Here is a 22,077-nt window from a genome sequence, read left to right as displayed (position 1 = left end):
GGTGACGCCAGCGCTCGGGGAGTCGTGGTGGACCTGTCCGCGTCGGTACTCGGCGTTCCGGTGATCACCGCCGGAGCCGTCATTGGCACCGCGACGGCCCCGGCGGGCGGTGGTACGGACAGCGACACCGCCCTGGCGATCACCATCCCCGGTGCTCTGGGGGTCACCGCCTCCGGCACCGTTGTGGAGGTCAGCGCCACTCGTGGCGACACGGCCTCCTCAGCCAATGCCGAAATCGCCGACCTCGCGCTGGGCATCCTCGGCACATCGGTGATCGACGCCGACGTGATCACGGCGGCGGTCAACTGCCCCCAGGTCGGCGCCCAGACCGCCGACACCACCTTCGTCGGGCTGGAACTGTTCGGCGAGCCGGTCGAGCTACTACCGAACACCCCCGGCGTCACGGCCAGCGCCGCCGTCACGGTCCCCGGCCTGACGGGCGCCAGCCTGAACGTCACGCTCACCAACGTGGAGACAACCACCGCCGATGGCGCCACGGCCATCGCTGTGCAGGCCACCATCAGGCTCACCGGCACCATCGTGGGTGGACCGCTGCTGGACATTCCCGTCGGCTCCGTCATCCTGGCCGAGGCCCGCTGCGAGCGTCCTCTGCAGTCCTCGCCGACGCCGACCGCCACGCCGACGCAGCCCACACCGTCACCGACCCAACCGACGGCGCCCCCGACCGGTGACCCCACTCAGCCCCCGCCGGCACCCACGGCCAGCCCAACCCTGCCCGTCACCGGCGACAGCGCCGCCAACCTCTGGTGGTTCCTCGGCACCGGCCTCGTCATGGTCATCGCCGGCACAACGGCACGGCTGATGTCCCGCCGGTCCCGCGCCACGATCGACGCGTGACGCGCACCCTGGGCTGAACGTGTGTGGAGAGGGCCCGGCCTCGATCGGGGCCCTCTCCACACGGTGCGGCACATTGCTGAAGCACGTACCGGCGTCCGCCGGTCAGGCCGAGAAGTTGCGGAACAGCAGGGACGCCAGGCCGAGTGCCAGCGCCAGGTTGAACACGGTGGCGCTGGCGAAGACCGCCACGGGCCGCCAGCCGGCCTCCCGCAGCGATGCCACCCGGACCTCCAGGCCGATGCTGACGAAGGCCAGGATGAGGAACCAGACGCGCAGGTCGTTGACGATGGCGATGGTGGCCTTGCCGTCCGCGCCCGCCGCGTCGAGGTACCAGGTGGCGATCACCGAGGCGGCGATGAAGCCCAGGACGAACTTGGGAAACCGCGTCCACAGCTCGCCGAGACCCGGTCGGGCGGCGCCGGGCCGCCGCTCCACCCGCAGGGTGAAGTACGCGGTGAGCGCCACCGCCACCACGCCCATCAACGCGTTCTGGGTGACCTTGACGATGCTGGCGATCTGGAGCGCCTCCTCGCCGGCGAGCGCCCCGGCGGCGGTGACCGCGGCCGTGGTGTCGATGTTGCCGCCGATCCAGGCGCCGGCCACCGCGTCGGAGAGCCCGAACACGTCGGCCAGCCAGGGCAGGATGAAGATGGACGGCAACGCGAAGACGATGACCAGACTCGCCGTGTACGCCAACTGCTCCCGGCGCGCCCGGACGGCCCCCGCGGCGGCGATCGCCGCGCTGACACCGCAGATCGACACCGCCGAGGCGAGCAACGCCCGCAGCTTGTCGTCGAGCCCGAACCTGCCGGCCAGCCACCAGGTGAACAGGAAGACCCCGCTGATCAGCAGGATCGCCTGGGCGATGGCCGGGCCGGCGGCGCTGGCGATGACGGCCAGGTTGATCGACGCCCCGAGCAGCACCAGGCCGGTCTTGATGAAGAACTCGGTCCGGAAGGCGGCGGCGATCCGGTCGCGCCACCCGAGCAGCGTGACGGCGGCGTTGCCGAGCAGGCCGAGCAGGATCGCGTAGACCGGGTACTCGATGGCGGCCCCGATGTCCTCCACGGCGGTGCCCTCGGCCCACGTCGGGACGTTCTGCTCCAGGTAGCGGGTGAGCGCCGCGAGACCGAGCACGACCAGCAGGCCCAGGGCGGTCCAGGCCCAGAACGCGCCGTGGCGTGCCGTCCTGGTGGGACCGGCCGGGTCGACGGTCGTCGGCGGCCCGCTCTCCGGCGTCGGGCCGGCGGCATCGACGGGCGTGTCGGCGGTACGGGTCCGGCCGTCGGCTCGGGTCGAATCCGTGGCTCGGGTCGGGTCGTCGGCTCGGGTCGCGTCCGTGGTCATCAGGGCACCAGCCCGGCGGGGATGGCACCGAGCAGGACCAGGGCGAGCAGGGCGAGGCCGAGAATGGTCGCCAACCAGTCCTCGTTGAACGCGAGGCGGGACTCGCCGGCGGTCTCCGGGGTGGGCGGTGACGGGTCGGTGCTCATGGCGTACCTCCAGGGGGATGGACCGGTCCGGCCGTGCCGGACCGGTTGCGGAGCGTGGGACGCGGGCGCGCGCGGGTGGTGACCGGATGGGCCACGGGTCGGCGCCGCGAGCCGGCGACGCCGGATGGGGATGCGGGTGGCGACGGCGCTCAGTCGGTCGTCGCCGAGCCCGGACAGAGCTCGGAGGCGACCCGCATCAGGTCCACGACCCGACGGGAGGTGAGGAACGGACCGACCGGCATTCCCCGATTTTCCTATCAGGACGATAGGAATTCAAGGCCATGGACGCGCTTTCTCCAGCCACCCCGACAACGGTCGGCGGGGGCCGGAGCCATGCCGGCTCCGACCCCCGCCCGGTACGCCCGCCCGTTACGGCGTCGGGTACTGCGCGAGGTAGACCGGTACGCCCACCTTGGTCATGTCGGCCGCCTCGCCGACGCCGTTGACCACGTGGTCGATCGTGCCGGCGCTGAGGTTGACGGTCATGATGTGGTGCAGCCGCACACCCGGTCGGTTCGGGACCTCGAAGCCGTTCTCGGTGTGGATCGACGGGTTGTTCTGGTTGAAGACGTAGACCCCACCGCCGTACAGGGTGTGGTGGCGCACCCGGTCACCGACCTTGTACCCGGCCCAGCCCTCGACCGGGCCGTTCATCCAGTCGGCCTGCGTCGGCGGGTCGTACGGCAGCTCGTTCTGGTAGAGGATGGTGGTGCCGTGCTCGCCGTTCCAGACCGTGTTGTACCGCTGGAAGTGCTCGACGAACAGGCCGGTGGCGGTCACGTGGTCGCCGTTGATGACGGCGCCGTAGCGACCGGTGTTGGTGCGCCAGCGGTCGGTGTCACCGTTGACGCCCTCGGTGAAGCCCTCCACGCCGTGGTCACCGCGCCACACCCAGGTGTGGTCGATGAGCACGTTGTCGCTGTTGACCTCCAGGGCGGTGTTCGTCCGGCCGATGTGCGGGCCGCCGACCCGGAAGTACACGTCGGACAGCGTGGTCGGGTTGGTGGGGCTGCTCGCGTCGCGGCCGTGCTGGCGCCCCACCCGCAGCAGCACCGGCGATTCGACGAGGCCCGCGTCGATCGTGACGCCGGCGACGATCACACCGGGGACACCGGCAACGTCCAGCGGGATGGCGCCGTCGACCGCGGTGAGCGTCGCGTGCCCGATGCCGAGCACGACGGTGTCGGGCCGGCGCACCTCGATGCTGCGGGCGATGTCGTACGTGCCGGGAGTGAGCAGCAGGTGCTTGCCGCGCGCCAGTTGGCTGTTGATGACGCGCACCGGATCGGAGGGCTTGGCGATGAAGAAGTCACCGATCGGAATGGTCCGCCCCGGGGTGATGCCGTCGGCCCAGGAGACGCCCCGGCTGTCGCGCTGGGCGGCGGGCACCCGCACGTTGTAGCGGCCCTTGTCGTCGACGAAGAGGTACGGCTTCTCCCGGCTGACCGGGGTCGCCTCCAGGGTGGTGTACGGCGGGTCGGGGAACGTCGCGTCGTCCGGTGCGCCCTCGACGCCGGCGAAGACCTGGTTCCACACCGCGTTGGACCAGCCGGCGACCTCGCTGTTGCGGGTCAGCCACTGCTGCTGCGAGCCGTTGGTGGTGGCCGGCAGCCGGGAGTCGGCGATGAACCCGCCGCTGGCGTACTGCGGGCCGGCGGTGCAGTAGTCCATCAGCGACAGCCCACCGCCGTTGATGTCCAGCCGGCGCATCGACACCGCCTGGGACACCGCCCAGAAGTTCGCCGACGACCGGCAGCCGTCCTGGCCGGCGGCGTTGATGGTGAGCGAGAGGTTGGACAGCGTGCGCCAGAAGTTGACCAGCGCGAGGCAGTTGCCGGTGCCGCCGTCGGCCAGGCACCGGTTGTAGACCTCGAGCTTGCCGGTGACGGTGACGTCGGTGGGCGAGGCACCCAGACCGGAGACCTCGGTGTAGTAGCCCACCTTGGCCTGCAACGGCTGCTCGGCCGTGCCGTAGGAGCCCGGCTTGAACAGGTAGGCGTGCCGCTCGGTGCCCATCTCGTTGTCGACCTGCCGGGCGTGCGCGGCGTCGAGGGTCTGCTGGATCTCGCCGACCGGCATCGTCGGGTCGAAGATCGTCACGTTCGGGCCGAAGTCGGGTGCGCCGTACGTGGGGCGGCCGGCGGTGGCCGCCGTGCTGGTCGTCGTGACGGCGGTGGTCACCAGAAGGGCGAGGATGAGGATACGACGGGACGGGGTTGTCATGCGGTTCGTCCTCTCCGCTGGCCGGCGGCGTACTCCCGGCACAGCTGGGGCGGTGAGAGCGCTCTCTGATCCCTGCGGCCGAAGGTGGGTCGCGCCGAAGGGGTTGACATGTTTCTACCCGCTGAGCCGGTCGCGCGCCATGACCACGGACGGCGAACTTCGGCTCAGTCCGGCACCGGCGCCACAACGGTGCCGTCCGTACGGACCCGGCAACCCCGGCCACGGCCCGCGTAGATGATCTGCCGGGCCACCGGCTGGTTGATCACGGCGAGAGCCACGCCGTGCTGGTCTTCGAGGGCGAGGTTCGTACCGAAGATGGGGATGCGGTAGGCGAAATACCTGGTGCCGTCAATCGGGTCGATGACCCAGCGCCTGCCCGACGTGCCAGCCGTGGCGCCGGCCTCCTCTCCGTATATCCCGTCGGCGGGGAACCGGTCTGTCAGCTCACCGCGGATCAGCGCCTCGACGGCGAGGTCAGCCTCGGTCACCTCGGTCCCGTCCGCCTTGATCGCGGGCGCGAAGTCCGCCGCGAAGAACCGCTCGGCGGCCAGGCTGCCCGCGCGTTCGGACAGGCCGATCGCGAACTCCAACAGACTGTCGTCGAGCCGGGGCGCATCCATCAGTGCACGGTAGCCGCGTCACCGACCGGTCCACTGTGGCCCGACGTTGCGCCGAGGCCCGCCCTCCTCCGGAGTGCAGGCCTCGGCGATGGTGTGGCGGGGTCAGCGCACCGAACGGCGGCCGTAGGTGCCGGCGACGATCGCCACGCCGACGGCGGCGAAGGCAACCTGCAGGATCAGCTCGATCCAGTCGATCCCGCTGGTGTCGTCGACGCCGACGGCGCTGGCGACGAGCGTGCCGAGGATCGCCGCGACCACACCGATGGCCAGTGTCAGCCAGATCGGGATGTTCTGCTTGCCCGGCACGACCAGCCGGCCCAGCACGCCGACGACCAGTCCGATGATGATGGCGGCGAAGAAGCCGGTAATTTCCACGAAAGCCGTCCTTCAGGAGGGGATGTCGTCAACCCGTTGATTGCCCCAAGCAACCATCCGCGAAACACCCTCCGAACCCGGCACGCAAGGCGTGCACCCGAATCCCTCCCCGCTTCGTCGATCATGGAGTTGTGGTGGTGTACGAAACGGCCTTTCGTTGCCAAAACGGCCACCACAAGTCCATGATCGACGCGGTGTGAGGGCGGGGCGGGGTGGGGTGGGCGCTACAGGTCGGTTAGGAACTCGTCGATCATTGGGGCCAGCCAGTCGGCGCGCTGCGGGACCGACGTGTGCGTGGTGCCGGGCAGGACGGCCAACCGGCAGGACGGCAGACCGGTCAGGTCGCCGGGCACCGCGCCGCCGAGCAGCCGGAACATCCGTACCGCGTGCTCGGGCTGGATGATGTCCGCGTCGGCCAGCACGATCATGGTGGGCGCGGCCAGAGCGCGGATCTGCTCGGGTGTCCAGCGCGGCAGGTTCGCGTCCAGCACCTTCATCTTCGTGACCAGGTTGGCCCAGCCCGCCGGGTCCGGCGCGGTCCGCAGGTACTCCTCGTGGAACTCGGAGCCGTGCAGGTGCTCCGGTTGCAGATCCTGGATCCCGTCGAGCAGTCCGGGGTGCAGGCCGTCGTCGTCGAAACTCACCGAGGCGAGCACGAGGCGACCCACCCGGTCGGCGTGGTGGGTGCCGAGGCGCAGCGCGACCGCCGCGCCCATGCTCCAGCCGTACACGTCCGCGCGCGCGACGCCGAGCCGGTCGAGCAGCTCGACGACGTCGGCGGCGAAGTGCTCCACGGTCAGTGGACGGTCTACGTCGGGGGTGTGGCCGTGGGCCTGCAACTCGACGGCGATCACCCGCCGGGTCTTCGCCAGGAACGGCAGGATCGTGCCGAACGAGGTGCCGATGCCGGAGAGCGCGCCGTGGATCAGCACCAGCGGGCGACCCTCAGCATTGCCGTGCGCTTCGTGATAGATGTCCATGCCCCCACGCTGCGCCGACGCGCTTACGGTCCTCTTCAGGTCGCCTTACCGGCGATAGGATGTCCGCCGTGCAGTTCGGGGTGCTCGGGCCGCTCGCCGTGACCACGGACGCCGGCGAGCCGGTGGTGGTGCCCGGCACCAAGGTTCGCGCGCTGCTGGCCGACCTGCTGACCAACCGCAACCAGGTGGTGTCGGCCGACCGCCTCATCGACGACCTGTGGGGTGACGACTCCCCCGCCAACCCGGCCGGCGCCTTGCAGGTGCGGGTGTCCCAGTTGCGCAAGGCGCTCAACGACGCCGAGCCGGGTGCCCGCGAGCTGGTCGAGTCCCGGCCGCCCGGCTACCTGCTGCGGGCCGACGCCGTCGACGCGGACCGGTTCGCCGAGCTGACCCGCAGCACCGACGTCGACCGGTTGACCGACGCCCTCGCGCTGTGGCGTGGTGAGGCGTACGCCGACGTGGCGGACGCCGAGTTCGTCCGCGCCGAGGCGACCCGACTGGCCGAGCAGCGTCTCGCCGTGCACGAGCGGCTGGCCGAGGCGCGGGTGTCCCGGGGTGAACACGACCTGGTCGCCGCCGACCTGGCCGAGCTGGTCGCCCGGCACCCGCTGCGGGAGGGCCTGCGGGCGGTGCAGTTGCGCGCGCTGTACGCGGCCGGCCGCCAGTCCGAGGCACTGGACAGCTACGCCGACCTGCGTGACCGGCTCGCCGAGGAGATGGGGCTCGACCCCGGTCCGGAGCTGGTCGCCCTGCACCGCAGGATCCTCGAACAGGACGCCGGCCTGAGCGCGCCGCCGAAGGCCGCGCTCATCCGCAACAGTCTGCCGGCCCAGCTCGACGAGCTGGTCGGGCGGGCCGAGGCGCTGACCGAGCTGCGGGCCCTGCTGCCCCGGCAGCGGCTGGTCACGCTCGTCGGGCCGGGCGGTGTGGGCAAGACGCGGCTGGCCACCGAGGCGGCCCGTACGCAGTCCTTCCCGGACGGCATCCAGCTCGTCGAGCTGGCGCCGCTGCCGGCCGGTGATCCCCGCGTCGGTGAGCAGGTGCTCGGTGCGCTGGATGCCCGCGAGGCCGCCGGCACGAGTCTGTCGGCGGCGGACCGTCTCGTCGCTGCGCTGCGGCACCGACACCTGCTGCTGGTGCTGGACAACTGCGAACACGTCATCGAGCCGGTGGCCGCGCTGGTCGCCCGGCTGCTGCGCGACGCGCCCGAGGTGAGCGTGCTGGCCACCAGCCGGGAACCGCTCGGCCTGACCGGCGAGCTGCTCTGGGAGGTACCCCCGCTGACCGTGCCGGACGGCGGTGACCTGGACACGGTCCGGCGCTCGGCGGCGGCGCGGTTGTTCGCCGCGCGCGCCGCCGCGCAGCAGCGCGGTTTTCGCCTCGACGGGCGGACCGCGCCCGCGGTGGCGCAGCTGTGCCGCCGCCTCGACGGCCTGCCGCTGGCGTTGGAGCTGGCCGCGACGCGGGTCCGCGCGCTGGGTCTGCGGGGCGTGGTGGACCGGCTCGACGACCGGTTCCGGCTGCTCAGCACATCGCAGCGGGACGTGCCGACGCGACAACGGACGCTCACCGCGGTGATCGGCTGGAGTTGGGACCTGTTGGACGAGGCCGACCGGATGGTGCTCGCCCGGCTGGCGGTGTTCAGCGATGGCGCCACGCCGGAGGCCGCCGAACGGGTCTGCGGGACCGACCTGGACGCCCTCGCCCGGCTGGTGGACCGGTCGCTTGTGGTGCTGGACGACACCGGCGAGGGGTCGCGCTACCGGCTGCTGGAATCGGTCGCCGCGTTCTGCCTCGACCGCCTGGGCGACGCCGACGAGGTCCGGGCGCGGCACGCCGCGTACTACACCGAGCTGGCCGAGCGCGCCGATCCCGAGCTGCGCGGCCCCGAGCAGCAGCGATGGCTGGCGCTGCTGGACGCGGAGACGGCGAACCTGCGCTCCGCGCTGGTCCACGGCGGCGGGCTGCGCCTGGCCGTCGCGCTGAGCTGGTACTGGTACCTGCGCGGCCGGCTCACCGAGGCCCGCCGGGCCCTCGCGATGCCCGGCGACGGGACGCAGGAGTCCCGGGCGGCGCCGTGGCGGGTCGGCTTCGCGCTGCTGCGCGGCGACCCGGTCGTGCCCGCCGAGGTCCGCGCCGCGCTGGCCCCCGACCCGGACGGACGAGGCGCCTGGTTCGCGGCGAACGCGGTGATCGGGCACAGCGAGCTGGCCCTGGCCGCGGAGCTGCTGCCCAGCGCTCCCGCCGACGTCTGGACCGAGGCGGCGGTGCTCGCCTCCCGGGCCATGCTCGCGCACGCCGCCGGGGACCAGACCACCCTGGAGTACGCCTCGACGCGCAGTGCCGCGCTGTTCGCCGACATCGGTGACCGGTGGGGCCGGCTCCAGGCGACTGAGTGGGTGGGTGGGCTGGCCGAGATGCGCGGCGAGCACGAGCGCGCGGTCGCCCTGCACCGCGAAGGGCTGCGCTGGGCCGAGGAACTGGCGCTGTGGCCGCAGGTGTGCACCGAGTTGTCCTGGCTGGCCTGGCTGGCGGTGCAGACCCGCGACTATCCGCAGGGGCGGGAGTTGGCCGAGCGCGCGTACCGGCTGGCGGTGGAGCAGGACGCGCCGGGCGCGCTGGTCTTCGCCGAGATGGGCCTCGGGTTCGCCGCCCGCCACGACGGCAAGCTCGACCTGGCCGTCACCCACCTCACCCGCCTCGCCGAGCGGGGGCGCGGCGAGACGCAGCCCGCGCTCTACCTGCCGATGATCCTGGTGGAGCTGGGGTACGCCGTCGAGCAGGGCGGCGACCCGGACGCCGCGCTCGCCCTGCACGTCGAGGCGTACGAGGCCGCCGAGGCGATGGCCTCCCCCCGGGACGGGATCGGCGCCCTGGAGGGGATGGCGTCGGCGGTGCGCTCGCCGGAGGCCGCCGCCCGGCTGCTCGGTGCGGCGGCCGCCGCACGGCTGACCCTTGACGCCCCGGCCTCCCCGGCCGAACGCGACGAGACCGATCGGGTGACCGAACGCGTACGGGCGACGCTCGGGCGGGACCGCTTCGAGGCGCTGGTCGCCGAGGGCACGAAGCTGGGCCCGGGCGAGGCCCGGGCCCAGCTCTGAACCGTGCTCAGGCGGCCGTCTTCGGCCGGTACGAGGCGACGATCACGCCACTCTTGTGCACCCGGGTGTCGACCAGGTCGAACGACGCCTTGAAGTCGGTCAGCGGCATCGTCAGGCTCGCCGCGCCCTCCAGCACGGGGTGGATCCAGAACCGGACCTCGTCCACCAGGCCCGCGGTGATCAGCTGGGCGGTGACCGAGCCGAAGCCGTACTGGATGATGTTCCGGCCCTCCTGGGCCTTGAGCGCGGTGACCGCCTCGACCAGGTCGCCCTGGAGCACCTCCGTGTTGTTCCAGGTGGGGTTGGTGAGGGTGGTCGAGGCGACGTACTTCTTGACGTTGTTGAAGTACGCCGCGCCGGTGGTCGAGTCGCTCTCGTCCTGCTGCGGCCAGGCGACGGACATGCCGTCGTAGGTGGCCCGGCCCATCAGCATCGCGTCCGCCTCGTCGGTCTGCTCGCCGGCGAGGCTCATGGCCTCCTCGTCGAAGTACGGCGCGGTCCACATCGGGTTCTCGATGACGCCGTCGAGGGTGATGTAGGTCGAGTTGATGAGCTTGCGCATCGGAATCTCCTGGGTGTCGGTCGTGTTCTCCGGTGACACCCAGAACTCTGCCGGCGCCCGCTTACGATTCGCTTCAGGTGCCCTTACGCGGCTCGGTCAGCGGGATCGGCAGTGCCGGCGTGGCGACGGTGCCGCCGGCGGCCGAGTGCTCCGGCGCGGGGCGCTCGCTGGTGCGGCTGTGCAGCCGCCCGCGCCCCGCCGGACCGGCGCGCCGGGTCACCTCGACGGTCACCATCCGCACCGGCGGCGGCGGGGCGGTGAAACGCCCGACGCCCCACCGCACCCAGATCGGTATCCGGCCGGCGTCCGCCTCCGCGGTCAACTTCTGCACGGTACGGGCCCGGTCGGTGTGGTCGACCTCCACCACCACCGGCGGCCCGTCCGGGCGGGCGCACGCCACGTCGAGGACCGAGTGCCGCTGCTCCATGGGCGGCGGCAACGGCACGACGCTGGGTGCGCGCCGGTAGACCCGCCAGCCCTGCGCCTGCGCCCACCGCGCCACCTCGTCGATGACCCGCGCGGTGACCTCGTCGGTGTCCAGGTCGACGAAGGTCAGCTCGGCGAGCCGATCGCCCAGGTCGGCGGCCAACCGCTCGCCCTGCGCCATGACGTCCACCGGCGCAGGATAACGCCTCAGCCGACGGCGGTCGTGGTCGCGGCGAGGTGCCGGGTGAGCCAGGCGGTGGTGGCCGTACGCGCTGCCTCGGCGTTGTCGCGGCCCAGGAAGTCGTGCCCCTCGCCGGCCAGCACCAGGTGCCCGTACGGGGCGTCGCGGGCGGCGAGTGCCTGCGCCACCTGCGCCGACTCGCCCGCCGGAACGTTGGTGTCGTTGGCGCCGTGGATGAGCAGCACCGGCACGTCGAGTCGGTCGAGGTGGGTCATCGGTGACAGGTCGCGCAGCAGTTCGGCGTCGCGCACCGGGTCGCCGTACTTGCTGACGGCGGCGGCGGCGATCCACGGCTCGGTGCCGGCGAAGAAGGTGTGGAAGTCGGAGATGCCGCACTCGGCCACCCCGGCGGCGAACAACCCGGGGAAGTTCACCAGCACCGAAAGGACCAGGTAGCCGCCGTAGGAGCGGCCGAGGCAACCGAGCTGGCCGGGGCGGGCGACGCCGCTGTCGACCAGGTGGTCGGCGCACGCCGCCACGTCGGCGATGGCCCCGTACCGGCCGGCGAGGTTGTCGGCGGCCACGAAGGACCGACCGAAGCCCGACGAGCCCCGCACGTTCGGCGCGAACACCGCGACGCCCTGCGCGACGAGAGCCTGGAACAGCGGATTGTAGGACGGTCGTTCCTGCGCCTCCGGACCGCCGTGCAGGCTGATCGCGGTCGGCCAGGGACCCGGCCCGGCCGGGCGGTAGAGCCACCCGGACAGCGGCAACCCGTCGCGGGCGCGCAGGTCGACGAGTTGCGGCGCGACACCGCCGCCGCCCGTACGCGCGTCGCCGGTGTCCGGTCGCAGCGGGCGTAGCGCCCCGCTCGTCGGGTCGACCAGCCACACCTCGCGGGGCTGCACCGGACCCTGCGCGGTGAGGCAGAGCAGGTCACCGCCAGCGGCGAAGACCGCGTCGTCGAGCACCTCGCCCGGGGCGGCGACGGCCCGCTGCACACCGCTGGCCAGGTCGAGCAGGCTCACCTCGCTGCGGCCGCCGTAGGTGTTCCACAGCAGCGCGGCGCGGCGCCCGTCGGCGCTCGCGGCGGCGTGCTCCAGCTCGGCGTCCGGCCGCCCGGCGAGCCGGGCCGGCGTCCGCTCCGGTCGGGTCAGGTCCACCCGCACCAGCGCGGCCAGTTCGGAGAACGCGTCGGTGCGGGCCAGCACGCTCGTCGCGTCGGGGCCGAACCAACCCTGGTCGGTGCTGCCCCGACCGGTGTCCGGCAGCAGCCGACGCCGATCCCCGGTGGCCACGTCGAGCAGTTCCAGCCAGCGGGCGTTGCGCGGGCCGCGGCGCAGCAGGGCGGTGCCGGCGTCCGGGGTGACGTCGAGCAGGGTGAGCAGGTCACCCTCGGCGAGCACCCGCCGGTGCCCGGTGCCCGCGTCGATCAGGACGGCCGTGCCCCGCTCGCCGGTCTCGGTGACCGCCAGGACCGCGCCGCCGGGCAGCCAGCCGGACATCGTCGCGCTGCGGCGACCGAACCCGGCGACCTGACGACGCCCGGTGCCGTCCGGACGCAGCACCCACAGCTCGGTGCGGGGCGCGCCGCCCGGTGCGATGACGCAGGCCAGCCACTGCCCGTCCGGGGACCAGCTCACCCGCAGCACCGGTTCGGTGCCGGTGGGCAGCGCGACGGCCGCGCCCGCGCCGACCTCGTGGACCCAGACGCCGGGCGTCCCGGCCCGGTCGGAGAGGAACGCCACCCGGCGGGCGTCCGGGGAGGGGGCGGGCGCGAAGTCCTCGCCGGCAGGCAGCGGTGACGGTGCCGTCCGGCGGCCGGCGGGTCGGGCCCGACGGGTGGTACGCGGCACCTCGGTCCGTACGGTCATCTAAACCCCGATCCGCTGCAACCAGAGCTCCAGCAGCCCAAGCTGCCAGAGCGCGTTGGAGCCCAACGTGGTCCGCCGGGCATTCGGCGCGTCCAGCAACTCCTCCAGGTAGTCCTTGCGGAACAGGCCCCGCTCACGGGCCGGCTGGGCCGTCAACGCGTCGCGGACGTCGTCGAGCAGCGGCCCGGAGAGGTGCCGGATGGCGGGCACCGGGAAGTAGCCCTTCGGCCGGTCGATCACCTCGTCGGGCACGATGCCGCGGCTCGCGGCCTTCAGCACGCCCTTGCCGCCGTGGGCCAGCTTCAGCGCCGGCGGACAGGCGGCCGCCAGCTCGACGACCTCGTGGTCGAGGAACGGCACGCGGGCCTCCAGCCCCCAGGCCATCGTCATGTTGTCGACCCGCTTGACCGGGTCGTCGACCAGCATCACCAGGCTGTCCTGGCGCAACGCCGCGTCGAGGGCGGTGTCCGCGCCGGGTGCGCCGAAGTGCGCCGCGACGAACTCCAGGCTGGCGTCATGATCGAGCATCCACTCCGGCGCCAGGTGCCCGGCGAGCGCGTCGTGGCGACGGTCGAAGAACACCCGGGCGTACGCCTCGACGGCGTCCTCGCGTGCGACGTTCGCCATCGGCGGGTACCAGTCGTAGCCGGCGAAGATCTCGTCGGCGCCCTGCCCGGACTGCACCACCGTGATCCGCTGCGATACCTCCTCGGAGAGCAGGTGGAAGGCGACGCAGTCGTGGCTGACCATCGGTTCGCTCATCGCCGCGATGGCCTCGTGCACGGCGGGCACGAACCGGGCCGCACCGATGCGGATCTGCTGGTGGTCGGTGCCGAACTGGCGGGCCACCAGGTCGGAGTAGTGGAACTCGTCGCCGCTCTCCCCCGCCGCCGCCTCGAACCCGATGCTGAAGGTGGCCAGACCGGTCTGGCCCTGCTCGGCCAGCAGGGCGACGATCAGGCTGGAGTCGATGCCGCCGGAGAGCAGCACACCGACCGGTACGTCGGCGACCATGCGCCGGCGTACGGCGGTGCGCAGCGCCGTCATGATCCGTTCCTGCCACTCGCCGGCGGACATCGGCTCGGCGGCGGCGCGGGTGAACTCCGGCCGCCAGTACACGGTGTCGGTGCTCCGGCCGTCGGCGGTGACCACCCGCACGGTGGCGGGCGGGAGTTTGCGGACCCCGGCGAGGATGGTGCGCGGCGGCGGCACCACCGAGTGGAAGCTCATGTAGTGGTGCAGCGCCACCGGATCGAGGTCGGTGTCGACGTCACCGGCGGCGAGCAGCGCCGGCAGGGTCGAGGCGAAGCGGATCCGGCCCGGCCCCTCGGCGAGGTAGAGCGGTTTGATGCCGAGCCGGTCGCGGGCCAGCACCAGCGTGTTCGTTGCCAGCTCGACGAGCGCGAAGGCGAACATCCCGTAGAACCGCTCGACGCAGGCCGTCCCCCACCGGTGGTACGCCTTGAGGATCACCTCGGTGTCCGAGGTGGACCGGAAGGAGTAGCCGGCGGCGGTCAGCTCGTCGCGCAGCTCGCGGTAGTTGTAGATGCAGCCGTTGAAGACCAGGGCGAGACCCAGCTCGGGGTCGACCATCGGCTGGGCGCCCGCGTCGGACAGGTCGATGATGCGCAGCCGGCGGTGCACCAGCGCCGCCGGGCCGTGTTGCCACCGCCCCTCGCCGTCCGGGCCGCGGGAGGCCAGGGCGGGCAACATCCGCTCGACGGCCGCCATGTCCGGTGGCGCCCCGTCGAGGCGGAACTCGCCTCCGATACCGCACATGGCACGCACCTCTCATCGGCTCGGGTCCGCTCGGGCCGCTGACCGGTCCAGGTTTGGCGGACCGGGTTGCGCCCCGATGACGTGTGGGTCAAGCGTGGGTTACGGCGACGTCGGATCGTCTCCGCCGAGCAGCCAGGTGTCCTTCGACCCACCGCCGCGCGACGAGTTGACGATCATGCTGCCGGCCGGCGCGACGCGGGTCAGCGCCACCGGCGCCACCTCGGCGGTCTCGCCGAGGAAGACGAAGGCCCGCAGGTCCACGTGGCGGGGGGCGAGCGCCGTGCCGTCGAAGACCGGGTGCGTGGTGAGCGCCACCATCTCCTGGGCGATCCACCGGTGTGGGGCGGCGAGGATCTGCTCGCGGACGGCGTCCAACTCCTCCGCCTCGGCCCGGGGGCCGATCACCACCCGGTCGCCGCCGTACCCGTCGACCGGCTTGAGCACCAGCTCGTCGAGCCGGCCGAGCACCTCGGCCCGCTGCTCGGGCAACCCGCACAGGTATGTCGGCACGTCCGGAAGCAGGGCCTTCTCCCCCAGGTAGTACTCGATCAGCCGGGGCACGTACGCGTACAGGGCCTTGTCGTCGCCGACACCGTTGCCCAGCGCGTTCGCCAGGGTCAGCCGTCCGGCGTGCACCGCCGCGAGCAGCGGCCAGCCCAGGGGCACCCCGTCGGCGCCCGGCGCGTGCAGCAGGGCCTCCTCGTCCATCCGCAGGTAGATCACGTCGACCTGACTGCGGCGGCCCTCCCGGACCAGGTGGACGCGACCCTCGGAGACCAGCAGGTCGCTGCTCTCGGTCAGCGGCACGCCCATCTCGTCGGCGAGCAGCCGGTGCTCGAACCAGGCGGGATCGCCCGAGCCACTGCTGAGCACCACCACGGCGGGGTCATCGGCGGCGGCCGGCGCGGCGGCGACCAGCGCCCGGTACAGCATCGCGGGCGTCTCGTCGGCGGGCAGCAGGTCCTCGGGCACCGGCAGCTCGGGCAGCACCGTGCGGGTCAACCGCCGGTTCTGCACCGCGTAGCCGATGCCCGAGGGCACCCGCAGGTTGTCCTCCAGGACGTACCAGCCGCCGACGGGATCACGGACGAGATCAGTTCCGGACACCTGGGCACGGGTGGTCCGCCGGCCCATGAGCGCCCCGGTGGGGCGCAGCCCGGGCGAGGATTCCACCACCCAGGCCGGCACCACGCCGTCGGCGACCGCGGCCCGGTCGGCGTAGACGTCGCGCAGGAAGGCGTCGAGGGCCCGGGCGCGCTGCACGAGGCCGGCGCGCAGCGCCCGCCAGTCGGCGGCGGGCACCACCCGGGGCACCAGGTCGACCGGGAAGAGTCGGGTGCTCGCCTCGCCGGCCACGCTGAACGTCACCCCCCGTGCGCGCTGCTCCTCGTCCCGGTCGTGCTCGCGTTGACGCAGGCCACCGGCGCCGAGGCCGCGCAGGGCGGCCAGCAGCGGACGGTACGCGGGCTCCGGCCCGGCCGGGCCGAAGACCTCGTCGGCGGAGCCGGTGTACGTGGGCAGGGCCGGCGCGGGTGGCGCTCCGGGCAGTGGCCCCTGGATGCGTCCCCGGGTCTCGTCGAGGAGCAGGTCGACCACGTCGGCCAGCCGGCCGCGCCGCTCGTACGCCCGCCGCTGCCGTGCGGCGGAGCTGCCACGCCGCAGCGCGTACTCGGTCAGGTCCCGGATCTGCTCCCAGTCGCCGGTCGCCTCCAGCTGCGGGCGCAGGTCGGTCACCAGCCGGCGGACCGCCTCGGCGGCCGGCACCGGTCGGGCCGAGCGGGGCAGGTCGAGCAGGTCGCCTTCCAGCCCGGAGCGGGCGGCCCGCCACACGGCGGCGCGCAGCACCGGCGGTCGGACGGCGGTGCGCTCCACGCCGGCGCGCAGCGCGGCGACCTCCCGGCGCACGATTGCCCGGAACAGGCCGGTGAGCAGGACGATGGTCTCCACGTCGGCGTTGGCGTCGGTGATCCGCAGTTCCACGGTGGGCACGTGGGCCGACGGCCGGACATCGAAGTAGATCATGGCCGGGTCGGTGATGGTCTCGGAGGAGATCAGCTCGGCGACCAGTGCCTCGTGGTCCGCCGCGCTGGTCACCTCGCCCGGGTCGCCGGCCGTGGGCCAGCGCTGCCAGACCAGCGACCGGACGCTGGCGTAGCCGCTGTCCTGCCCCATCCAGTACGGCGAGCTGGTGGACAGGGCGAGCAGGACCGGCAGCCACGGTTGGACGCGGCGGGTGACGGCCACCGCCAGGTCCCGGTCGGACACCCCGACGTGCACCTGCGCGCCGCAGATCAACTGCTCCCGGGCGAGCATCTGGTATTCGTCGAGCATCCGCCGGTAGCGGGAGGTGGGGGTGACGCTCGGGTCGCCGTCGGCGCGCAGCGGCACCGTGCCGGCCGCCACGATGCCCAACCCGGCCCGGTCGGCGACTGCGACGGCAGCCTGGCGCAGCCGGGTCAGCTCGGCGCGGATCTCGTCCAAGGTGCGGCAGACCGCGGTGTTGGTCTCCACCACGCTGCGGTGCAGTTCGGCGGTGAACGAGGTCGCCGGCAGCCGGTCGAGCAGTTCCCCGGCGCGGGGCACCAACTCCCGGGTGTGCAGGTCGACGACGTGGAACTCCTCCTCCACGCCGATCGTGGCCAGGTCCGCCGGGTCGCCGTCGTCCAGCGACGGGGCCGGGTTGGGGCGGGGTGCGGGCAGTGCCAGGCCGTTGCCGGACCGGCCCAGCGCCCCGTCGAACGTCGGCGCGTTCGTGGTGTTGTCGGCCATGGTCACCCCGGTTCGCGTGTCGGTGTCTCGACTGTCCGACGAGCGTTCCCAGGGTTGGTACCGGGGGTGTTTCCGGCGCGTTAAGGTGACGCACCGTTCTGCCCGCACTGCTCAGCGACACGGCGGAGCCTGGAGCGGCGTGCTCTCGATGAGGCACAATCGACGGCGTACCCGAAGCTGCGCAACCAACGGGTGCCCTGGCTCGGCCGCGACGAGGACAAGGACGACGACGGCGTCTGGGCGGTGACCTGCCTGGTGGTCCGCAAGGGCTACCGGGGGCGCGGCCTCACGTATCCTCTGGCCCGCGCCGCGGTCGACTTCGCGCGGGAGCGTGGCGCCCGGTCACTGGAGGCGTACCCGATGCCCGCCGAGGCCGGCAAGCAGATCACCTGGGGTGAGGCTCACGTCGGGGTCCGGCAGGTCTTCGAGGAGGCCGGGTTCACCGAGGTCAGCCATCCGACCCTGCGCCGCGTGGTCATGCGGATCGACGTCGCGGACCACCGGCAGGGGTCGGATCAGGGCGAGGGCCCGACGCCGGGTCGGGTGTAGGCAGCCAGGTCAGCGCCGCCGCCACCGGAAGCGCCGCGAACCGGCGGCGGCCTCTTCCCGGCCCAGCAACTCGGCGGCCACGCGCAGGTTCTGGGCGGGCTGCTCGGCCGCCGGCCCCAGCAACTCGACAAGTCGGTTGCCCAGCGCCAGCACCACGGCGGCGCGATCGGTGTCGCCGATCATCGCTAGGCACCGCGCGTACACCCCGTAGGTGTTCGCCATCTCCCACAGGCTGAGCGGACGCGCCGGGTCGAGCAACGCCTGACGCAGCTCGCAGGCCCGTGACGCGGCGAGGGTCGCCTCCCGGACGCCGTCGACCGACGACGGCCGGGTGAGGTGGCGGTGCAGCAAGGCGGTCGCCTGGTTGTGGTACGCCGTCCCCATCGCCTCCCGGGTGCGGGGCCCGGCCGACGGCGGAGCGCCGACGGCGGTCAGACCCACCGCCACCGCCCGGTCCAGCAACTCTCTGCGCGTGGCGGGCTGACCGGCGGCGAACGCGACCTCTGCGAGGTCCACCAACGCGGTGATCAGTTCGGCGAGCGCGTCGTCGCGGGGTGGGGCGGCCACGTTGCCACCCTCGGCCGCCACCGCGTCGTACACCCGCTCGAAGATGGCGACCGCCTCACCGCCCGGCGCCATGCCCTGCCCGGCCCGGCCGCGCGCGGACAGCAGCATCCCGTGCCGCCACAACGCCCGCGCCAACTGCTGCTGGTCGCGGCGGTCCGGCTGCCCCGGGCCGTCCACCGCCCGCCGGTAGGCGTCGATCACCCGCCCCCACACGCGGTCCGCCTCCGCCCAGGTGGCCTGCCGCCGCGACAGCTCCCGTGCCTGCTCGAACAGCTTGCCCCGCTCGTCCGGTCCCACGTCCCGCACCGCCCTCCGTGCCAGCCATCCGCGACACCGCCGCCGCAGACAGTGAACGTCATCGATTCTAGGGCGACCGGCGGCCCATCCCGGCCCACGCCGAGCGGGGCATTTCCCGGGTGCTCAGGCCGATGGGCGTATCCGGTAGGCCAGGTGGGTGACGCCGACGCCCTCGACGACGCTGATCGGGCCCTCCAGCTGCAGTGGCGCGATCTTCAGGCGGGCGAAGAGCGGGATGCCGGCACCGAGCACCACCGGGACGAGGTCGACGTGCACCTCGTCGAGCAGGCCGGACTCGACGACCTGCGCCGCGATGGTGCCGCCATTGACACCGACCTCCTTGGCACCGGCGATCGCCCTGGCCCGGTCAACGGCGCTCTCGATGCCGTCGGTGACAAAGACGAAGGAGTCGCTCTCCGGCTCCCAACCCTCGGGCACGCGGTGCGTGGCAACCACGACGGGCACGTCCAGCGGATGCCGACCACCCCACCCATTGGTCATGTCGAACAGCCGCCGGCCGACGACCAGCGCGCCGGTCCGCTCGGTGAAGTCGCGCAGGTGCCGGGCGCTCGCGGCGGACGTCCGGAACGTCAACTCGGGGTTGGCCGTCGGCGTCTCGACGTCGCCGCCCTCGTACCACTGGAGGAGGTACTCGAAGCCACCGTGGGACGCGTCCGCGATGTAGCCGTCCAACGACATCGTCGCCCGGGTCGTCACCTTCGTCATCGATCCGCTCCTTGTCGGTGTGCCGTGTCGGCTCGTCGCTGGGACCGGTGCGCCCGGCCCTCACCCCATGGTCGAAGCCGGAGCCACCCCTCGCGACAGGTCCGGCGAACCACCCATCGGCTTCGTGCAGAGAACGTCGGGCTGGGGCGCGTAGCCCAGCGCCTGCCAGAACCGGAGCGCGGCCGTGTCCTCCGGCAGCACCAGCAGGTTCACCCGTGGGCAACCGAGGGCGGCAAACCGCCGCTCCAACTCGGCGACCAGCAGGGTGGCGATGCCGCGACGGCGGTACGCCGGGTCGACGGCCAGCCGCAGGATCATCCCCCGGCGGCCGTCGTAGGTGCCCAGCACCACCGCCGCGACGGTGGCGTCCACGTCGGCGACCAGGAAGAGCTGCGGATCCCGCGTCAGTGTGGTGGTCAGCTCGGCGCGGGGCAGCACGCCCCGTCCGGTGGCGGTCCACAGAGCCACGACGCGGTTGTAGTCGGACCAGACGAACTCACGAACGCGGATCAAGCGCGACTCCTACAGGACGGTGCCGTAGGCGGGCTGGCCCGCCACCTCGTACGCGGCGTAGACGACACCCGCCTTGGTGGTGCGCGACCCGGTCAGCCGCAGCCCCGCCGGGCCCGCCGGGGCCCTGCATCACACCGTCCAGGGACAGGAACGTCCCCACCACCAGTTTGCTCGCCATGTCGCGGCTCCTTCCGGTCGCAGGCAGCGACAGTCGTCACCACGACGGACCCTACGGGGCCGTGACCCTGCGTGCATTCCGGCCGCGCCGGCCTTCTCGCGATCCGGCGTAGCGTGGGGTGCATGCGAAGCACCACGCTGGGCAGCACCGGCCCCGAGGTTGGCGTCATCGGTCTCGGGTGCATGGGCATGACCCACGGATACGACATCAGTGGCCCCCGCGACGACGACACCTCGATCTCGGTCATCCACCAGGCCCTCGATCTGGGCGCCACCCTGATCGACACGTCGGACGTGTACGGGCCGTACACCAATGAGGAACTGGTCGGGCGGGCGCTGGCCGGCGGGCGACGGGAGCGGGCCGTCCTGGCGACGAAGGCCGGCCTGGTGGCCACCGCGTCCACCGGTGGCCCCGGCAACTCCCCCACGATCGGCAACAACGGCCGCCCGGAGCACATTCGTGCGGCGATCGACGCCAGCCTGCGGCGGCTCGGCACCGACCACGTCGACCTCTACCAGTTGCACCGGGTCGACCCGGAGGTGCCCATCGAGGAGTCCTGGGGTGCGATGGCGGAGGTCGTGAAGGCGGGCAAGGCACGGCAGATCGGGCTGTCCGAGGTGACGGTGACCCAGATCGTGCGAGCCCAGGCGGTGCACCCGGTGGCGTCGGTGCAGTCCGAGTTGTCGCTGTGGACCCGCGACCCGTTGACCGAGGTGCTGCCGTACTGCGCCGAGCAGGGCATCGCCTTCCTGCCGTTCTCGCCGCTGGGCCGCGGGTTCCTCACCGGCCGGTTCACCTCGTTTGACGACCTGCCCGCCGACGACTTCCGCCGTGGCCTGCCGCGTTTCCAACAGGACGCGTTGCGGGCCAACCTGGCCATCGTGGCCCGGGTCCGCGAGATCGCCGACCGGGCGGGCCTCAGCCCCGCGCAGGTCGCCCTCGCGTGGGTCGTCGCCCAGGGCCCCCACGTCATACCGATCCCCGGCACCAAGACCCCGAAGTACCTGGTGGACAACTGCGCGGCCGGCGACGTGCGGCTCGCCGCGGAGGACCTGGCCGACCTGGACGCGCTGCCCGCGCCCGAGGGAAGCCGCTACTGAGGCGCCGGCGGCCCGGCGCCGCCGCGCCGGGCCGCCACCGGCGTACCGAACCGCACCCCGACACCGGGCGAGTACAGCACGCTGACCGGCGGGTCGACCGGCGCCGGCAGACCGGCGGCGGCGACCAACTCGTCGTCCAGGTGCAGCACCTCGGCCCGGTGCAGCGGCCAGCGCGGATGCCAGTTCGGCAGGTGCAGCGTGCGCCCGTACGCCCGGGTGTGCAGCCCCCACCGGGCGGTGACGAAGTGCTCAAGGGGTGTCGGGTCGTCGATCCGCTCCCCCACCCGCACGGTCATCCGGCTCGTCGTACCGGCCGGGCCGGGCCAGCGCCGCCGGCACCGGTAGGTACGGCGGTCACCGTCGCGGTCCAGGCGCATCGACGACCAGAGGTACGGCAGACCCAACGTCACCCGCGCCACCAGCACCGGCACGAGGCGGGACGCGTCGAGCGAGCGGAACACGACCGCCCGCCGGCCGGTGTCGTCGACCGAGTAGAGCCGGACGTTGGTCTCCCAGAAGGTGCCGAGGTAGGGCACCCCGGGGCCGCGACCGAAGCCCAACCGCACCATCCGGAAGCCGATCAGCCCGACGTAACTGACGCCGCCCAGCGTGTCCGGGCGTGTTCCGGCGGGCAGCAGCGGTGCGACGAGTTCCGGGGCGACGGCCCAGTGCAGGAAGGTGAGGTCCTCCCAGCGCTGGCGCAGAAGCGACCAGGGGAACGCCTGCCGGGGCTCGTGGTCGACCGGTTCGATGTCCACCCCCTCATCCTGGCTCAGGCGATGGCGACACGGCGGGCACGCTACGACCGGGGTGGGACAGCCGGCGCGACGTGGAGCGGCTGCGTGACCGCCGTACGCTTGATGAGGGCGCCGGATCCCCACGACGTCGATTCTGGGAGGAACCGCG

At 73.0% G+C, this 22,077-nt stretch carries 19 protein-coding genes; 4 read left to right on the top strand and 15 right to left on the bottom strand.

Translation table 11 applies throughout. From position 1 onward, the window contains the following. Nucleotides 1-27 precede the first annotated feature (27 nt). On the top strand, nt 28-858 hold the full coding sequence (locus O7620_RS06735; protein WP_278122332.1) for a hypothetical protein: 831 nt from the start codon (nt 28-30) through the stop codon (nt 856-858). A gap of 102 nt (nt 859-960) precedes the next feature. Here the strand turns inward: O7620_RS06735 and O7620_RS06730 are convergent, their stop codons facing one another. From O7620_RS06730 to O7620_RS06705, 6 genes are all read right to left on the bottom strand, one after another. Continuing rightward, entirely contained in the window at nt 961-2,205 is a 1,245-nt protein-coding gene (locus tag O7620_RS06730; RefSeq protein WP_278122331.1) for a putative sulfate exporter family transporter, read from the bottom strand. Further along, nucleotides 2,205-2,351 (bottom strand): hypothetical protein, encoded by a 147-nt coding sequence (locus O7620_RS06725; RefSeq protein WP_278122330.1) that lies wholly within the window; start codon nt 2,349-2,351, stop codon nt 2,205-2,207. The genes O7620_RS06730 and O7620_RS06725 overlap by 1 nt, the downstream gene beginning before the upstream one ends. A 369-nt stretch (nt 2,352-2,720) precedes the next feature. Continuing rightward, entirely contained in the window at nt 2,721-4,574 is a 1,854-nt protein-coding gene (locus O7620_RS06720; protein ID WP_278122329.1) for an adenylyl cyclase, read from the bottom strand. Between the two features lie 164 nt (nt 4,575-4,738). Continuing rightward, nucleotides 4,739-5,194 carry an inositol monophosphatase family protein gene (locus O7620_RS06715; RefSeq protein WP_278122328.1) on the bottom strand — a complete coding sequence of 152 codons (456 nt, stop codon included), beginning with the start codon at nt 5,192-5,194 and terminating at the stop codon, nt 4,739-4,741. 102 nt (nt 5,195-5,296) lie between these two features. After that, the gene (locus O7620_RS06710) at nt 5,297-5,569 is read right to left on the bottom strand and encodes a GlsB/YeaQ/YmgE family stress response membrane protein (RefSeq protein ID WP_151492723.1); all 273 of its coding nucleotides are present in this window, start codon (nt 5,567-5,569) and stop codon (nt 5,297-5,299) included. A 224-nt stretch (nt 5,570-5,793) separates the two neighbouring features. Next, a complete protein-coding gene (locus O7620_RS06705; RefSeq protein ID WP_278122327.1) occupies nt 5,794-6,549 on the bottom strand; it encodes an alpha/beta hydrolase in 756 nt (251 codons plus the stop codon). Nucleotides 6,550-6,608: 59 nt separating this feature from the next. Here O7620_RS06705 and O7620_RS06700 point away from each other — a divergent pair, with 59 nt between their 5' ends. Next, entirely contained in the window at nt 6,609-9,650 is a 3,042-nt protein-coding gene (locus O7620_RS06700; RefSeq protein WP_278122326.1) for a BTAD domain-containing putative transcriptional regulator, read from the top strand. Nucleotides 9,651-9,657: 7 nt separating this feature from the next. Here the strand turns inward: O7620_RS06700 and O7620_RS06695 are convergent, their stop codons facing one another. The 5 genes from O7620_RS06695 to O7620_RS06675 all read right to left on the bottom strand — a co-directional run bounded on the left by O7620_RS06695 (nt 9,658) and on the right by O7620_RS06675 (nt 17,241). Beyond that, entirely contained in the window at nt 9,658-10,212 is a 555-nt protein-coding gene (locus O7620_RS06695; RefSeq protein WP_278122325.1) for a dihydrofolate reductase family protein, read from the bottom strand. A 73-nt stretch (nt 10,213-10,285) separates the two neighbouring features. Next, nucleotides 10,286-10,828 (bottom strand): hypothetical protein, encoded by a 543-nt coding sequence (locus O7620_RS06690; RefSeq protein WP_225854480.1) that lies wholly within the window; start codon nt 10,826-10,828, stop codon nt 10,286-10,288. 17 nt (nt 10,829-10,845) lie between these two features. Next, on the bottom strand, nt 10,846-12,693 hold the full coding sequence (locus tag O7620_RS06685) for a prolyl oligopeptidase family serine peptidase (RefSeq protein ID WP_278122324.1): 1,848 nt from the start codon (nt 12,691-12,693) through the stop codon (nt 10,846-10,848). Then, nucleotides 12,694-14,472, bottom strand: coding sequence for an N-acetylglutaminylglutamine amidotransferase (locus O7620_RS06680; RefSeq protein WP_278122323.1), 1,779 nt, complete (start codon nt 14,470-14,472; stop codon nt 12,694-12,696). A gap of 99 nt (nt 14,473-14,571) precedes the next feature. Continuing rightward, complete coding sequence (locus O7620_RS06675; protein WP_278122322.1) at nt 14,572-17,241, bottom strand: carboxylate--amine ligase/circularly permuted type 2 ATP-grasp protein; 2,670 nt, start codon at nt 17,239-17,241, stop codon at nt 14,572-14,574. Between the two features lie 192 nt (nt 17,242-17,433). Between O7620_RS06675 and O7620_RS06670 the strand changes: the two genes are divergently transcribed. Continuing rightward, complete coding sequence (locus tag O7620_RS06670; protein WP_278122321.1) at nt 17,434-17,790, top strand: GNAT family N-acetyltransferase; 357 nt, start codon at nt 17,434-17,436, stop codon at nt 17,788-17,790. Nucleotides 17,791-17,799: 9 nt separating this feature from the next. Here O7620_RS06670 and O7620_RS06665 read toward each other — a convergent pair whose 3' ends face one another. The 3 genes from O7620_RS06665 to O7620_RS06655 all read right to left on the bottom strand — a co-directional run bounded on the left by O7620_RS06665 (nt 17,800) and on the right by O7620_RS06655 (nt 19,893). Continuing rightward, nucleotides 17,800-18,663 (bottom strand): hypothetical protein, encoded by an 864-nt coding sequence (locus tag O7620_RS06665; RefSeq protein ID WP_278122320.1) that lies wholly within the window; start codon nt 18,661-18,663, stop codon nt 17,800-17,802. 114 nt (nt 18,664-18,777) lie between these two features. After that, the gene (locus O7620_RS06660) at nt 18,778-19,380 is read right to left on the bottom strand and encodes a dihydrofolate reductase family protein (protein ID WP_278122319.1); all 603 of its coding nucleotides are present in this window, start codon (nt 19,378-19,380) and stop codon (nt 18,778-18,780) included. A 60-nt stretch (nt 19,381-19,440) separates the two neighbouring features. Beyond that, the gene (locus O7620_RS06655) at nt 19,441-19,893 is read right to left on the bottom strand and encodes a GNAT family N-acetyltransferase (RefSeq protein WP_278122318.1); all 453 of its coding nucleotides are present in this window, start codon (nt 19,891-19,893) and stop codon (nt 19,441-19,443) included. Between the two features lie 300 nt (nt 19,894-20,193). Here O7620_RS06655 and O7620_RS06650 point away from each other — a divergent pair, with 300 nt between their 5' ends. Further along, nucleotides 20,194-21,171: an aldo/keto reductase gene (locus tag O7620_RS06650; RefSeq protein ID WP_278122317.1), complete on the top strand. Its 978-nt coding sequence runs from the start codon at nt 20,194-20,196 to the stop codon at nt 21,169-21,171. On the opposite strand, the gene O7620_RS06645 is transcribed toward O7620_RS06650, so the two are convergent. Further along, on the bottom strand, nt 21,165-21,929 hold the full coding sequence (locus O7620_RS06645; protein ID WP_278122316.1) for a DUF2071 domain-containing protein: 765 nt from the start codon (nt 21,927-21,929) through the stop codon (nt 21,165-21,167). The genes O7620_RS06650 and O7620_RS06645 overlap by 7 nt on opposite strands. Between the last annotated feature and the right edge of the window lie 148 nt (nt 21,930-22,077).

It is taken from the genome of Micromonospora sp. WMMD710 (assembly GCF_029626045.1).
Taxonomy (GTDB): domain Bacteria; phylum Actinomycetota; class Actinomycetes; order Mycobacteriales; family Micromonosporaceae; genus Micromonospora.
This window is presented reverse-complemented; position numbering and strand designations above follow the sequence as displayed.